Raw genomic sequence first — 13,178 nt, 5'->3', positions numbered from 1 at the left:
CTAGCGGGCAAGATCGCTTTTGAGGGTGGCATCGTCCGGATGCTTTTGCAGCGCGCTTTGCCAGACCTGCCGGGCATCTGTGTGGCGCCCCAGTGACCAGAGGACGCGTCCGAGGTGTGCACTCACATCGGCATCGTCTGGTAAAGCTGTATGGGCTCTTTGCAGATACTCCAGAGCCTGTTTGTTGTCGCCCCGCACGTGATGCAGCCAGCCGACGCTATCCAGAATTTCGGGATTGTCCGGGTCCAGACTCAGCGCCTTGGTCAGTAATTTTTGCGCTTCGGCCAGATCGCTGTGCCGCTCGACCAAGCTGTAGCCAATGAAATTGTAGGCTTGTGCATGGTCCGGCGCGAGGCGGATAACCGTACGCATGGCTTTTTCCATGGCCGGATAGTCTTTCAGTTGCTCATAGATGGCGCCTTGGGCGTACCAGAGCCCAGGTTCGTCCGGCATGCGCTGCAAGGCCTCACTGACCACCTGCAGGGCCTGATGAAGGTGGCCGCTATTTTGCTGCAGGTTTGCTTCCAACAGCGGGATTTGTGCGTCCTGCGGGTGCGCGGTCGCCAGTGCTCGCAGTTTTTTGGTGGCTTTGTCATGCTGGCCCAGCAGGTATTCCACGCGGGCGCTGCGCAGTTCGACCTCAGGATAAAGAGGGCCGGAGTGGATGCGCTGGTACCACTGCAATGCTTCTGTCCAACGATTCTGTGCCTCGTAGAGGCGCCCCAGATAGTAAAGCGGTGCGGGGGACTGGGGCGCCAGATCGCGGGCGCGCTGCAAAGCGGCTTCTGCGCTCTTCCAGTTACCTCGGTCGATGTCCATAAGGCCGAGAGAAAGGAGGATATCGGGGTCATCGGGATGCTGTCGCGCCATGTCCTGGTAGAGGCGATAGGCCTGTGTCAGGCCACCCATTTTGAGGTAGAGCGCAGCCAGATATTGACGAGCGAGCGTGGCCGCCGGATAACTGGCAGTGAAACTTTGAATGCTACGCAAAGCGACGGCAGGACCCAGGGTAGCTTGCTGCGCTTCGGCGAGACTGATGGCCGCTTCCTGCCAGTTCGGACGAAGGTTGAGGGCTTTCTCCAGCCAAGGAATAGCGTGTTCTGGTCGTTTTTCACTGAGATCAAGACGTCCGAGCGCATAGCAGGCGGCTGCAGATTTCGGGTTTTTGTCTGCCAGTGCGCTCAACAATCGCCGTGCCTCACCGCTACGCCCGTGGGCCACCAGTAATTCAGCGAGCTGCAGGGTGACTTTCGGGTCGTCAGGAAAGCGGGCAAGTGTTGCCTGTAGTAATTGAATGGCTTGCTCATCCTGACCCGTGGTGAGGAGCAGCGCGGCTTCAAACTGATCTGCTTGGGCACTCCCTGGCGCGGTCTCCCGCCAGCGTTTGGCGAGCTGCAGAGCGCCGGGAAAATCACCGAATTGCGCGGTGATTTGTGTGGCGCGCCCGAGGACATTGGCTTCCGGCGCCAGTTTGGCGGCTTCCCGCCAGGCCGAAACGGCCAATTGTGGTTCCTGTTGCACGGTGGCGAATTCGGCGACTAACAGATAGTAAAGTTGCTTCCCGGTCATGCCATCCGAAGCGGAGTCGGCGGCTGCACCTCCGGTGGCGAGGCTAAGTACAATACCCGCCGCGATGCCCCCAAGCCTGCTCCTCATCTGTCTTTTCTCCGCGTTTTTTCGCCAGCAGGCACAATAACCGCTAGGAACCTGGCTTGCAATCCTGCCCGGCGTCGGCGACAATTCAGCCCCCTAATCGTCGCTCTGCAGGGACGGTCGCTGCTATTTTCTGTCTTGGTTTGAGTCACCATACTGCCCCTATCGCGGTCCGGGAAAAAGTCGCCTTTTCTCCGGAGAATCTGGCTACGGCCCACCGCGACTTGCTGGAGCAAGGACTGGCCACGGAAGCGTTGATCGTATCCACTTGTAACCGTACGGAAATCTACCTCCACGGCGGGCAGGGCTACCATCGCCAGGCCTTGCAGGACTGGCTTTGTCACTTCCACGGCGTGGACCCGCGATTGCTGGATGGACATATTTATACTTCCAGCGATGCAGAGGCCGTGCGTCATCTGTTTCGCATGGCCTGCGGGTTGGATTCCATGATTATCGGAGAGCCGCAGATCCTTGGTCAGGTCAAGGATGCCTATCAGGCGGCTGCGGATAATGGTGCTGCCGGGCCGGTGCTGAATCGCCTGTTGCATTGGACCTTCCGCGTGGCGAAACGGGTGCGATCGGAGACTGCCATCAGTTCAGCCCCGGTCAGTGTGGCTTATGCCGCCGTGAGTCTGGCCAAACAGTTGCTGGGCAGTCTGGAAGGCAAGTCGGTATTGTTGATCGGCGCCGGGGATACCATCGAACTGGTGGCGATCCATCTGCGCGAGCATGGGGTGGAGAGTTTTGCCGTAGCCAATCGCAGTGCAGAGCGCGGGCAGCTGTTGGCCGAGAAATTCACTGGCAATGCTCATGCTCTGGAGGCTATCCCGGAGCTCCTGCATGACGCCGATGTGGTGGTCAGTTGCACGGCAAGTCCGCTGCCGATTGTCACGCTGGAAACGGTCTCCGCGGCCATGATGCGGAGGGCGCAGCGTGATCTGATGCTGGTGGATCTCGCCGTACCCCGGGATATTGCCCCGGAAGTGGAAGGTGTAGAGCAATGTTTTCTCTACACGCTGGATGATCTGAACGATATCGCTCAAGCGGGCATGCGTGCACGCCGCGAGGCGGCAGCGGTGGCAGAACTGCTCATTGCCGAGGAGGTCGGTGAGTTCCAGCAGTGGCGGGAGAGTCTGGATGTGGTGCCCGCCATCCGCCGCTTGCGTGATCATGTGGAGGATCGGCGCCAGGAAGAGGTACGGCGTTTTATGCGTTACCTGGATCAGGGGCAGGACCCCCATGCGGTACTGGACGCCTTCTCCAAGGCCTTGATGAATAAGGTGCTTCACGACCCCATTGCGACCCTTCGCCAGCCTTGTCAGGACGCGACCAACGAAAGTCTCGTCGCGGCGCTGGATATTCTGTTCCATCTCAGTGACGCCGAAGGATGAGTCTCAGCCCGCGTTTGCAAGGCCAACTGGAGCAGTTGGCTTTTCGTTTTGATGAATTGAGTCAGTTGCTGGCGAGCCCGGATGTGGCGAGCGACGCACAGCGTTTTCAAAGTCTTTCCAAAGAACTGGGAGAAATTAGCCCGGTGCTGGATCTGCTTCGCCGTCATGAGCAGCGACAGCGGGATCGAGACGAGGCTGAGCGCATGCTGATGGAAGAACGAGATGCGGAACTGCGTGCCATGGCCAGTGAAGAAGTGGCGTTGGCACAGGCAGAACTCGATCAGCTCGAAGAATCCCTGCGAGTGCGCCTGCTGCCCAAGGACCCCAATGATGATCGTAATGTCTTTGTGGAAATACGGGCGGGGACTGGTGGTGAGGAGGCAGCACTCTTTGCGGGAGTGCTGGCCCGAATGTATACCCGCTACGCAGAGAGTAAAGGTTTTGCCGTGGTCATTCTTTCCGCTTCCGATTCGGAACGTGGTGGGTACAAAGAAATCGTGCTGGAAATCAGCGGTCGCGGCGCTTATTCCCGCCTGAAATTCGAGTCGGGCGGGCATCGGGTGCAGCGGGTGCCGGAGACCGAGGCGCAGGGCCGTATCCATACTTCCGCCTGTACGGTAGCGGTGCTGCCTGAGGTGGATACGGTGAGCGAGATCACCATCAATCCCGCCGATTTGCGCATTGATACCTACCGGGCCAGTGGTGCGGGCGGGCAGCATATCAACAAGACCGACTCCGCTATCCGCATCACCCATATCCCCTCCGGTTTGGTGGTCGCCTGTCAGGAAGACCGCTCCCAGCACAAAAACCGGGCGCGGGCCATGGCGCTGTTGCAGGCGCGTCTGCTGGAGCAGGAGCAGGAGAAGCAGCAAAGTGCGGCGGCCCAGACCAGGCGCCTGCTGGTGGGCTCCGGGGATCGCTCCGAGCGTATCCGTACCTACAACTTTCCGCAGGGGCGGATCACCGATCATCGTATCAATCTTACATTGTACCGGTTGGAGGCGGTGCTGGCGGGGGATCTCGATGCGGTTATCGAACCGCTGATCAAGGAATATCAGGCCGATCTCCTGCAGCATCTGGGTGATGATCTCTGATTCGGGCGTAACGCACCATCCGTCGCGCAGTCTGCGCGATTGGCAGCATGATCTGCGCGAACAGCTGCGGGTGCTGAGTGATCAGCCCGAGCAGGAAGCACGCTGGCTGCTGGCTGCCGCCCTTGGGCTGGAGGGGGCGGCGCTGCTACGCAATGCATTGCGGCCCATTTCTTCAGAGGAGGAGGCACGGATTAGTGCACTGCTCACGCAACGCCGGGCGGGTGTACCATTAGCCTACTGTTTAGGCGAATGGTCTTTCTACGGGCTGGATCTGCGCGTGGCTCCTGCGGTGCTCATCCCTCGCCCGGATACGGAGACGCTGGTGACCCAGGCTCTGGAGGGATTAGTAGAGGAGGGCACATCACGGGTGCTCGATCTTGGTACAGGCTCAGGGGCCATTGCATTGGCCATTGCCCAGGCACGGCCTCTGGCGGAAGTCTGGGCCGTGGAGCGCAGCCCGGCGGCATTACAGGTCGCGCGCGCCAATGGTGCGCTTCTGGCGCCGCAGGTACACTGGTTGGAGGGCGACTGGTACGCGCCGGTGGATAGCACTTTGCGTTTTGACCGGATTGTGGCCAACCCCCCTTACCTGGCCGATGGTGACCCCCATCTTCCTGATTTGCGTCATGAGCCTTGGGATGCTCTGGTGGCTGGTCCCAGCGGTCTGGAATGCCTGGAACGCATCATTGCGGGCGCGCATGAGCGCCTCTCGCGGCACGGCATGCTGTTGCTAGAACATGGTCCTGATCAGGGGAACGCGGTGCGTGGTCTGCTCATCAACGCCGGCTTCAGCGCGGTGCGAACCTGCGGTGATCTGGCCGGGCGTGAACGCGTGAGCAGCGGAACAAGGACTTAACCATGCCCGAGTTGCCCGAAGTCGAAGTCACCCGACTGGGTATCGCCCCTCATCTGTTGGGACAGCGCCTGGAGGGGGCCGTGGTACGGGATGGTCGCCTGCGTCTGCCGGTGAACGCCGATCTTGCCGGGCGGGTGGCCGGGCAGCGTCTGCTGAACCTGCGGCGACGGGGCAAATACCTTCTGCTTGACCTGGAACAGGGCGCGATCTTGATCCATCTGGGGATGAGCGGGCACCTGCGTGTCCTCCCGCAAAGCACCCCGGTGCAGAAGCATGATCATGTCGATCTGCTTTTTGCCGGCGACCTGTGCTTGCGCTTCCACGACCCGCGCCGTTTTGGAGCCGTATGCTGGCTCGCCGATCCCGACCAGCATCCGTTCCTCCGACATCTGGGGCCAGAACCTCTGGGCCATGACTTTACGGCGGAATACCTGCATCAGCGAAGCCGAAACCGGCAGATACCGGTTAAATCCTTCCTCATGGATGCCCACATCGTCGTCGGCGTCGGTAATATTTACGCCAATGAGTCTTTGTTTGTGGCAGGTATCGATCCGCGCCGCCATGCGGGGCGTATTGCCCTGCCGCGCTATGAGAAGCTGGTGCAGACCGTGCGTGATGTCCTGCAGGCAGCTATTGCCCAGGGTGGAACGACTCTGCGCGATTTCACCCGGCCCGATGGCAGAAACGGCTATTTTCGACTATCTCTTGCGGTGTATGGACGAGAAGGGGAGCCCTGTACGCAGTGCGGTGCGCAGTTACACGGCATCCGTATCAGCGGCCGGGCGACGACTTATTGTTCCCAATGTCAGCGCTGACCAGTCGGGAGTAAGCATGAGTGAAGAGCATTTGTTAGAGGCGTCCCCTATTCTGCAGGGGCTGCGCGCGTTGAATGGTTGGCGGCAAAAAGTCATTGCCGGTCTTCATGAAATGGCGGCGTTGACGGCCGATCTGGGCTTGCTGCCCAGTGGGACCATGCTGCAACTGGAAACTGTGGCTTATGAAACGGAGCAGGACAGCCTGCGTATCGCTTTTGTCGGTGAGTTTTCGCGCGGCAAGACCGAACTGATTAATGCCCTCTTTTTCTCGGATATGGGGACGCGTCTGCTGCCCTCCAGTTCCGGTCAGACGACCATGTGTCCGGTGGAGATTCGCGGCGCGCCACAGGGGCGGCCCGGTTTGCAACTCCTGCCCATTGCCAGCCGTAGTCTTGATGTCAGCATCGAAAAACTCAAAAGGGCAGGGAGCGCGTGGACGCGATTGCCGCTGGTGCTGGAAGAAAAAAATGAACGGTGCCAGGCGTTGGCTCATCTTACGGAAACAGTTTGTGTGACGATCGAGGATGCTCGTCGCATTGGACTCTGCCCGCCGCTCAACCGTACGCCCAAAGACCGCGAGCGCACGGTTTGCCCCTCCTGTGGCCTAGGTAAGGTGTTGGTTCCGCGCTGGCGTCACGCCTTGCTTTATCTGGCGCATCCTATGCTGGATGCTGGTCTCACGGTGCTGGACACCCCTGGCCTCAACGCCATCGGCGCTGAGCCCGAACTGACTTTCGGTATGCTCGCCGATGCCGATGCCATAATTTTTGTTTTAGGTGCTGACACGGGCGTTACTCAAAGCGACCTGACCATCTGGGACCAGTATCTGATACGTAATGCACACCAGAAGCAAATAGTGCTCCTCAACAAGATTGATACCCTCTGGGACGAATTGCGTGACTGGTCGGGCGTGGTGGCAGAAATTGGACAGCAGGTGGACAAAACGGCGGAACGACTGCGTATTCCTCGTGAGCAGGTTATCCCGGTTTCCGGTCAGAAGGGGCTCGTTGCCAGAATCCGCCAGGACCCGGAATTGCTTGAACGCAGCGGGATGGCAGCCTTGGAGCGTTCCATCGCCAGAGTGCTGCTGCCCGCACGGCAGGAGGCCATACAGGCTAAATGCCGGGCCCAGGTAGAGCGCGTCGTTATGGATCAGAAGAATCTGTTGCATGAGCAAATGAATAGAATCACGGCGCAGATGGAGAGTGTGCGCAGCCTCAAGGATCGGACTGCTGAGAAAGTACCCGAACTGGTGGCACAGCATCAGCGGTTGCTCCAAAGCTTTGAGAAAGACCGGCACGCCTTCGAGGAAAAAAAGGCGGCTTTTCGTCAGGCGGTTGAGGAGTGTCTGCTCGTCCCCTTGGCTCCTGCCTCCTTTGATTTCGTAATCAGCAACGCCAAAGCGGAGATGCTCTCCGTATGGACGACGGCAGGTATCGTCGAACGTTTCAGGCTATTCTTCGAGGAAGCTATAGCCCATTTTGACAAGGCGCTACAGGGTGCGCAGCAGGTGTCGGTACTGGTGGCCGGGGAGTATCAAGCGCTACAGAACCGTTATCGTTTACCCGCGTTGCGGACGGTGCCCTATGCCATTATGCCGCGGCGGGCGGAGCTCATTGATATGGCGGAAAATTATGAGCGATTTGGGATGATGCTGGAGATCGCCATGAACACCCAGAGTGCCGTAGTGCGTAAAGCCTTCTTGACCGTAGCCAGTCGAACCCGCGATTTCGTCGTCGAAACCAGACGGGAAGCAGAGACCTGGGTAGATGAGATCATGGCGGTCATGAACCAGCAGCTGCAGGTTTTTCATGACAATGCCGAAGAGGAACTCAATGCGCTGCAAAGTATTGCTCAAACCATGGGCAATATTGATACCCGCATTCAGCAACTACAGCAGAGCCTGCAGATTGCGCAGGAGCAAATGGCTCGTCTCGACCGTCTCTCGGCGCCATTGCTCCATCTGTTGCGGGAGCCGGTCAGCACTGCCCCGTAAGCCGCAGAAATTTTTGTTCCAGGGCTTCCGGCGACTCTGCATGGTCGGGGTCGCTGAGGATGCAGTCGACGGGGCAGACCTCCATGCATTGGGGGGTGTCGTAATGACCGACACACTCCGTACACAGATTGGGATTGATGACGTAGATCTGTGCACCCATGCTGATGGCATTGTTGGGGCATTCCGGCTCGCAGACATCGCAATTAATGCACTGATCGTTAATGAGTAGGGACATTCTATACTCCTCAAGGCAACTTCATATTCTACTTTTCTGCAGCGTTGGGGTCTATGCCGATACGAGAATGCTGCTTTAAGGCGGTGGCCACAGCGGGCTGGACGAAGGCATCCACATCCCCCCCTAGTCGGCTGATTTCACGCACGAGGCTGGAAGAGAGAAAGGTGTGCTGATCGGAGGTCATCAGGAAAAGTGTCTCAATCCGGGCATCCATGCGCCGGTTTATGGAAGCCAGTTGAAACTCATGCTCAAAGTCCGATATGGCGCGCAGCCCGCGCAGGATCAGGTGCGTCTTTTCCTCCTGAAGCAGGTGAATCAGCAGGCCAGGAAATGGCCGTACCCGCACTCCCGGAATCCCGCCTAAAGTTGCCTCAGCGAGCGCGACCCGTTCCGCGAGAGGGAAAATGGTCGTTTTCGCCGTTTGGGCGGCTACCGCCACTACGACCTCGTCGAATAGCGTCGCTGCCCGCCGCACCAGATCTTCGTGACCATTGGTGATGGGATCGAAGGTGCCCGGATAAATGATCCGGCGCTCTATGTTGGGCCTAGTCATGGGAATGCTCCAGAGAAATCATATAAAGTACGTAGTACGAATCACCGCAGCGGCCCCGCCGATGAACTTGCCAATGGCTGGGAATTAAAGTGTCACCCCACTGCTCCGCGGCGGAGGTCTCCAGATACAGCCAGCCTTCCGCAGCGAACTGCTTTCCCTTCCACAATATCGGGGCCAGCCGCGCTGGCCAGCCTTGGTCGAAGGGTGGATCAGCGAAGACGATATCAAAGGGTCGGGTGCCATGTTGCAGGTATTCCAGTGCATCCAGACCCGCCAACTGCGGAGCCGCTACTCCGCAGGTCGCCAGATTCCGGGACAAGAGCTGGCGGTGCTGAGGGTTTTTCTCAATGAAAACGACTTCTTGTGCGCCGCGTGACCAGGCTTCCAGTCCTAGTGCGCCGCTACCTGCGAAAAGATCCAGCACCCGTGCCCCGGTCACCCGTCCGCCCAGCCAATTGAACAGTGTCTCGCGCACAGCGCCCGGTGTGGGGCGCAAGGAAAGTCCGGTCGGGGTGAGCAACCGTCGGCCGCGATGACGACCCGCAATAATAGAGACGCTCATGCGGGCCGATTTCGCGACAAGAAACGCCGCTCATGGCATGGTGCGCCATCGTGCGCATTGTTCGATCCCGCCCTTCGGTGGATAATGTAAAAATTCATAGTGTCTGAGGTCTGCTTAACTCAATGGCGTTCGACTGGTTCAAGCGTAACAAAAGCCTTCCTGCGGGGGAAACGTCGTCTGTAGAAACCATCTCCCCAGTTGCTGGGGAGCCAGCTACAGCGGAAGCTATGACCCAGGCAGAAGCCCTTTCCGATACGCCCGGAAAAGGGCTTTTCTCCCGTCTTCGACAAGGACTGACCCGAAGCCGGGAACAACTGGTCGAGGGTATGGGGCGTCTGGTACTTGGCAAAAAGGTCATTGATGCAGAATTGCTGGATGATCTGGAAGCCTTACTGCTGCAAGCTGATCTGGGCGCCGCTGCAACCCGTGAAATCATGGACAGCGTGACGGAGCGGGTGCGTCGCAAGGAACTCACGGACCCCAACGCACTCCAGGCGGCATTGCGCGAGTCGCTTCTCGACATCCTGCGTCCCCGCGCGCAACCCTGGTCACCCGAGAAGGGGCGTTCCCAGGTGTTGCTCATGGTGGGTATCAACGGGGCGGGCAAAACGACCACCATCGGCAAGCTGGCTGCGCACTGGAAGGCGGAGGATTTCGGTATTGTCCTCGCTGCCGGAGACACCTTCCGCGCCGCCGCCGTGGAGCAGTTGCAGGGCTGGGGTAAACGGGTGCAGGTGCCTGTGGTGGCGCAGGGGACGGGCGCCGACAGTGCTTCCGTAATCTTTGATGCGCTGACTACGACACGTGCGCGCGGCAGCGAGTTGCTCATCGCCGATACTGCCGGACGTCTTCATACCCAGGGCCATCTCATGGAAGAACTGAAGAAGATCAAGCGGGTCCTTGGTAAACAGGACCCGGAGGCGCCACAGCAGATCTGGCTGGTGCTGGACGCCGGTACCGGCCAGAATGCCCTTAATCAGGTGCGTCAGTTTCACGATGCGGTAGGGTTGACGGGTATTTGCATCACCAAGCTGGATGGTACCGCCAAAGGTGGCGTGGTGGCGGCCATTGCCAGGGCCGTGTCCATCCCCATTCGCTATATCGGTGTTGGTGAGCAGGTCGAAGATCTCCGTCCTTTTGACCCCGAATCTTTTGTCGATGCCCTTTTTGCGGAGTCGAAGTCATGATCGAGTTTGTCAACGTCACCAAGCATTATCCGGGACGGCATCACGTCCTTCGAGAGGTGAATCTGCATTTGCATAAAGGCGAGATGGCCCTGCTGACGGGGCCTTCCGGTGCCGGTAAAAGTACGCTACTCAAGCTGCTTCTGCGTTTGGAGGATGTCAGTCGCGGCACGCTGATGGTCAATGGTGTCGATATCTCCACCCTTCGGCGCCGTCATATCCCCGCCTACCGGCGGCGGATCGGTGTCGTATTTCAGGACCATAAGCTGCTAATGGATCGCGATGTGTTCAGTAATGTAGCGCTGACCTTGCAGGTGGGAGGCCTTACTGGCCGGCAGATACAAAGCCGGGTACGGGCGGCGTTGGAGAAGGTGGGGCTGGGGGATCGCGCGCAGGATTTGCCCGCGATCCTGTCTGGCGGTGAGCAGCAGCGTGTGGGCATTGCCCGTGCCATCGTCCATACTCCGGAAATTCTGCTTGCGGATGAACCGACGGGCAATCTGGATAACTCCCTGAGTACGGAGATTCTTGATCTCTTCCGCGACTTCCATCACCACGGAACGACCGTGTTGGTGGCTACCCACGATCAATCGCAAGTCAACCGCCTCGGCCTGCCGGTCTTTCACCTGGAACAGGGCCGTCTGCACACTCCTGAGGAGGACAAGGCGTGAATTTCCATATTCGTCTGGAAGCGGCTAAAAGTGCGCTGAATACGCTGACCAAGCAGCCTGTAGCCACGCTCATGACTGTGCTGGCGCTGGCTATCGTTCTGGCGCTTCCGGTGGGCCTTTTTGCTGCCCTCAACAATCTCCAGCAACTCTTGGGGCACTGGCGGGATCAAGCGCAGATATCTCTCTTTTTGCATCAGGACGCCTCTGCCGCAGAAATTCAGAACCTCCAGGCCTTGCTCGAACGCAGCACCGGGGTGGTGAGTGTGCGTTATGTGGGCAAAGAGGCGGCGCTGACGGAGTTCGAGCGCAATGCCGGAATGACGGCGGCCATACAGACCTTAGGTGAAAATCCTTTACCGGCGTCTTTTGTGGTCGAACTGAACCCGCTGGCGCAGAATCCATCTGCGCTGCAAACACTGGTAGCCTCTTGGGGCCAGCAACCGGGAGTAGCCAGTGCGCAATCAGACCTGCATTGGGTGGCGCGTTTGCAGGCGATTCTTGCCTTAGGGAAGCGTGCAGTCTGGATTCTCGCCGGATTACTTGCCGTGGGCGCCATCCTGGTCATGGGTAACACGATCCGCCTGCACATCGCCCAGCGGCGCGACGAAATCGATGTGGCGAGCCTGGTAGGCGCTACCCGCGCCTTTATTCGCCGTCCCTTTCTGTATCAGGGCCTGTTTCAGGGGGCGGTGGCCGGGGTGATTGCCTGGATCATAGTCGCTATTACGGTAACTGTTTTGCAGGGACCGGTGGAACGATTGGCGGAACTCTACGGGACCCGGTTCCATTTGCTGGGTCTGAATTCCGGGCAGGGTCTTATTCTTATCGCCGCCAGTGCGCTTCTCGGTTGGTTGGGGTCGCGCCTTGCAGTGGGGCGGCACCTCGACCATACTTTTTCCTGAAGTCGGGCTCCGCAAAACGGAACATGCAGCGGTATTCGGAGTCAAATGACGCATGACGGTGCATGAGGATTGCCATGAAAGAACTTGCGATAGCCAGTAGAGATTTGGTCGGCCCTGACGGGCTGGCCGCCTACCTGCGTTTTGTGAACGCCCAACCGCTGCTGCGGCCGGAAGAAGAGCGTGACCTGGCCCTGCGCCTGCGTGATCACGACGATGTGGACGCGGCCAAGGATCTGGTGCTCAGCCACTTGCGCTTTGTGGTGCGGGTAGCGCGTGGCTATCGGGGATATGGATTGCAGGAAGCCGACTTGATTCAGGAAGGTAATATCGGCCTGATGAAGGCGGTGAAGCGCTACGACCCGGATCATGGCGTACGTCTGGTCTCCTTTGCGGTGCATTGGGTCAAGGCGGAGATTCACGAATTCATCCTGCGTAACTGGCGTATCGTCAAAGTGGCCACTACCAAGGCGCAGCGCAAACTGTTCTTCAACCTCCGCTCCAGCCGCACCCATGCTGGCTGGATGAGTGGCGAGGAAAGCGCCGCCATTGCGGACGATCTGGGCGTTACCCAGGCGCAGGTACTGGAGATGGAAGGGCGGATGTCCGGTTACGACTACTCGCTCAACCTCGAACCGGATGAAGAACGAGAGGGCGGACGTGTCCTTGATCTGGCGGATCCCACCGGGTCGCCCGTAGAGCAACTGGCGGAGCGGGACTGGGATCGGCATCAGCACAAGGCCCTGCACACGGCGTTGTCAGCTCTCCCCCAGAGAGATCGCTACATCATTGAAAACCGCTGGCTGAGCGAAGACCCCAAGACCTTGCAGGTGTTGGGCGATGAACTGGGCGTTTCGGCAGAACGGGTACGGCAGCTGGAAAAAAGCAGTATGGGCAAGTTGCGTCAACAGATGCTCACGACGACGGCGGCAGTTTGAGCGCCATACTGCTTTTTCACGTCGACGATGCCGGTCGCTGGCCTAATCTGCTGGCCAATGTTCGTAATGCCCAGGCAGCGGCTCTGGAGCGGAGCCTGCGGGTCATCGCGAATGGTCAGGCGCCTGTGTCCCTCTGGGCGAAGGGCCACTGGCGGCGCGAGATGGAAGAACGCATCAGTGCCGGAGTGCGCGTCGATTTTTGTGAAAACAGCCTGCATAATCTTGGCTTGGATCCAGATGACCGCCCGGCGGGCAGCCAACTGGTTCCCGCCGGAATCATTGCCATTGCCGACGCCCAGGGGGCAGGTGCCCTCTACATAAAGCCCTGACC

General features: G+C 59.1%; 14 protein-coding genes. 10 read left to right on the top strand and 4 right to left on the bottom strand.

Annotated features, from left to right (window positions below; genetic code table 11):
• Nucleotides 1-1,656 carry a tetratricopeptide repeat protein gene (locus tag M0P56_RS05805; RefSeq protein WP_291509093.1) on the bottom strand — a complete coding sequence of 552 codons (1,656 nt, stop codon included), beginning with the start codon at nt 1,654-1,656 and terminating at the stop codon, nt 1-3.
• A 56-nt stretch (nt 1,657-1,712) separates the two neighbouring features.
• Between M0P56_RS05805 and hemA the strand changes: the two genes are divergently transcribed.
• From hemA to M0P56_RS05780, 5 genes are read left to right on the top strand one after another with little or no spacing between them, the layout of a single operon-like run.
• The gene (gene hemA / locus M0P56_RS05800) at nt 1,713-3,044 is read left to right on the top strand and encodes a glutamyl-tRNA reductase (protein ID WP_291509092.1); all 1,332 of its coding nucleotides are present in this window, start codon (nt 1,713-1,715) and stop codon (nt 3,042-3,044) included.
• Nucleotides 3,041-4,138 (top strand): peptide chain release factor 1, encoded by a 1,098-nt coding sequence (gene prfA, locus M0P56_RS05795; protein ID WP_291509091.1) that lies wholly within the window; start codon nt 3,041-3,043, stop codon nt 4,136-4,138. Before hemA ends, prfA begins: the two co-directional genes overlap by 4 nt.
• A complete protein-coding gene (prmC, locus tag M0P56_RS05790) occupies nt 4,128-4,994 on the top strand; it encodes a peptide chain release factor N(5)-glutamine methyltransferase (RefSeq protein WP_291509090.1) in 867 nt (288 codons plus the stop codon). The genes prfA and prmC overlap by 11 nt, the downstream gene beginning before the upstream one ends.
• Before the next feature lie 2 nt (nt 4,995-4,996).
• Nucleotides 4,997-5,809 carry a bifunctional DNA-formamidopyrimidine glycosylase/DNA-(apurinic or apyrimidinic site) lyase gene (gene mutM / locus M0P56_RS05785; RefSeq protein ID WP_291509089.1) on the top strand — a complete coding sequence of 271 codons (813 nt, stop codon included), beginning with the start codon at nt 4,997-4,999 and terminating at the stop codon, nt 5,807-5,809.
• A 16-nt stretch (nt 5,810-5,825) separates the two neighbouring features.
• The gene (locus tag M0P56_RS05780; RefSeq protein ID WP_291509088.1) at nt 5,826-7,805 is read left to right on the top strand and encodes a dynamin family protein; all 1,980 of its coding nucleotides are present in this window, start codon (nt 5,826-5,828) and stop codon (nt 7,803-7,805) included.
• Here the strand turns inward: M0P56_RS05780 and M0P56_RS05775 are convergent.
• Genes M0P56_RS05775 through rsmD form a run of 3 tightly spaced genes read right to left on the bottom strand, consistent with a single transcriptional unit; the run spans nt 7,789 to nt 9,155 of the window.
• Entirely contained in the window at nt 7,789-8,040 is a 252-nt protein-coding gene (locus tag M0P56_RS05775; RefSeq protein WP_291509087.1) for a YfhL family 4Fe-4S dicluster ferredoxin, read from the bottom strand. The two genes, M0P56_RS05780 and M0P56_RS05775, sit on opposite strands and share 17 nt — an antisense overlap.
• A 28-nt stretch (nt 8,041-8,068) precedes the next feature.
• The gene (gene coaD, locus M0P56_RS05770) at nt 8,069-8,593 is read right to left on the bottom strand and encodes a pantetheine-phosphate adenylyltransferase (RefSeq protein ID WP_291509086.1); all 525 of its coding nucleotides are present in this window, start codon (nt 8,591-8,593) and stop codon (nt 8,069-8,071) included.
• Entirely contained in the window at nt 8,586-9,155 is a 570-nt protein-coding gene (gene rsmD, locus M0P56_RS05765) for a 16S rRNA (guanine(966)-N(2))-methyltransferase RsmD (protein WP_291509085.1), read from the bottom strand. The genes coaD and rsmD overlap by 8 nt, the downstream gene beginning before the upstream one ends.
• A 227-nt stretch (nt 9,156-9,382) precedes the next feature.
• Here rsmD and ftsY point away from each other — a divergent pair, with 227 nt between their 5' ends.
• From ftsY to M0P56_RS05740, 5 genes are all read left to right on the top strand, one after another.
• Nucleotides 9,383-10,342, top strand: a complete 960-nt coding sequence (gene ftsY, locus M0P56_RS05760) for a signal recognition particle-docking protein FtsY (RefSeq protein ID WP_291509084.1) — start codon at nt 9,383-9,385, stop codon at nt 10,340-10,342.
• Nucleotides 10,339-11,010, top strand: a complete 672-nt coding sequence (gene ftsE / locus M0P56_RS05755; RefSeq protein WP_291509083.1) for a cell division ATP-binding protein FtsE — start codon at nt 10,339-10,341, stop codon at nt 11,008-11,010. The genes ftsY and ftsE overlap by 4 nt, the downstream gene beginning before the upstream one ends.
• On the top strand, nt 11,007-11,912 hold the full coding sequence (gene ftsX / locus M0P56_RS05750) for a permease-like cell division protein FtsX (RefSeq protein WP_291509082.1): 906 nt from the start codon (nt 11,007-11,009) through the stop codon (nt 11,910-11,912). Before ftsE ends, ftsX begins: the two co-directional genes overlap by 4 nt.
• 74 nt (nt 11,913-11,986) lie before the next feature.
• On the top strand, nt 11,987-12,847 hold the full coding sequence (rpoH, locus tag M0P56_RS05745; protein ID WP_291509081.1) for an RNA polymerase sigma factor RpoH: 861 nt from the start codon (nt 11,987-11,989) through the stop codon (nt 12,845-12,847).
• Nucleotides 12,844-13,176, top strand: a complete 333-nt coding sequence (locus M0P56_RS05740) for a hypothetical protein (protein WP_291509080.1) — start codon at nt 12,844-12,846, stop codon at nt 13,174-13,176. Before rpoH ends, M0P56_RS05740 begins: the two co-directional genes overlap by 4 nt.
• The last annotated feature ends 2 nt before the right edge of the window (nt 13,177-13,178 follow it).

This window comes from Acidithiobacillus sp. (assembly GCF_023229925.1).
Classification (GTDB): Bacteria; Pseudomonadota; Gammaproteobacteria; order Acidithiobacillales; family Acidithiobacillaceae; genus Acidithiobacillus.
This window is presented reverse-complemented; position numbering and strand designations above follow the sequence as displayed.

What these genes read in the sequence shown, in the direction of transcription:
- M0P56_RS05805 (WP_291509093.1), bottom strand. Translation starts at nt 1,656, where the DNA reads ATGAGGAGCAGGCTTGGGGGCATCGCGGCGGGTATTGTACTTAGCCTC.
- prfA (WP_291509091.1), top strand. Translation starts at nt 3,041, where the DNA reads ATGAGTCTCAGCCCGCGTTTGCAAGGCCAACTGGAGCAGTTGGCTTTT.
- prmC (WP_291509090.1), top strand. Translation starts at nt 4,128, where the DNA reads ATGATCTCTGATTCGGGCGTAACGCACCATCCGTCGCGCAGTCTGCGC.
- mutM (WP_291509089.1), top strand. Translation starts at nt 4,997, where the DNA reads ATGCCCGAGTTGCCCGAAGTCGAAGTCACCCGACTGGGTATCGCCCCT.
- M0P56_RS05780 (WP_291509088.1), top strand. Translation starts at nt 5,826, where the DNA reads ATGAGTGAAGAGCATTTGTTAGAGGCGTCCCCTATTCTGCAGGGGCTG.
- M0P56_RS05775 (WP_291509087.1), bottom strand. Translation starts at nt 8,040, where the DNA reads ATGTCCCTACTCATTAACGATCAGTGCATTAATTGCGATGTCTGCGAG.
- coaD (WP_291509086.1), bottom strand. Translation starts at nt 8,593, where the DNA reads ATGACTAGGCCCAACATAGAGCGCCGGATCATTTATCCGGGCACCTTC.
- rsmD (WP_291509085.1), bottom strand. Translation starts at nt 9,155, where the DNA reads ATGAGCGTCTCTATTATTGCGGGTCGTCATCGCGGCCGACGGTTGCTC.
- ftsY (WP_291509084.1), top strand. Translation starts at nt 9,383, where the DNA reads ATGACCCAGGCAGAAGCCCTTTCCGATACGCCCGGAAAAGGGCTTTTC.
- ftsE (WP_291509083.1), top strand. Translation starts at nt 10,339, where the DNA reads ATGATCGAGTTTGTCAACGTCACCAAGCATTATCCGGGACGGCATCAC.
- rpoH (WP_291509081.1), top strand. Translation starts at nt 11,987, where the DNA reads ATGAAAGAACTTGCGATAGCCAGTAGAGATTTGGTCGGCCCTGACGGG.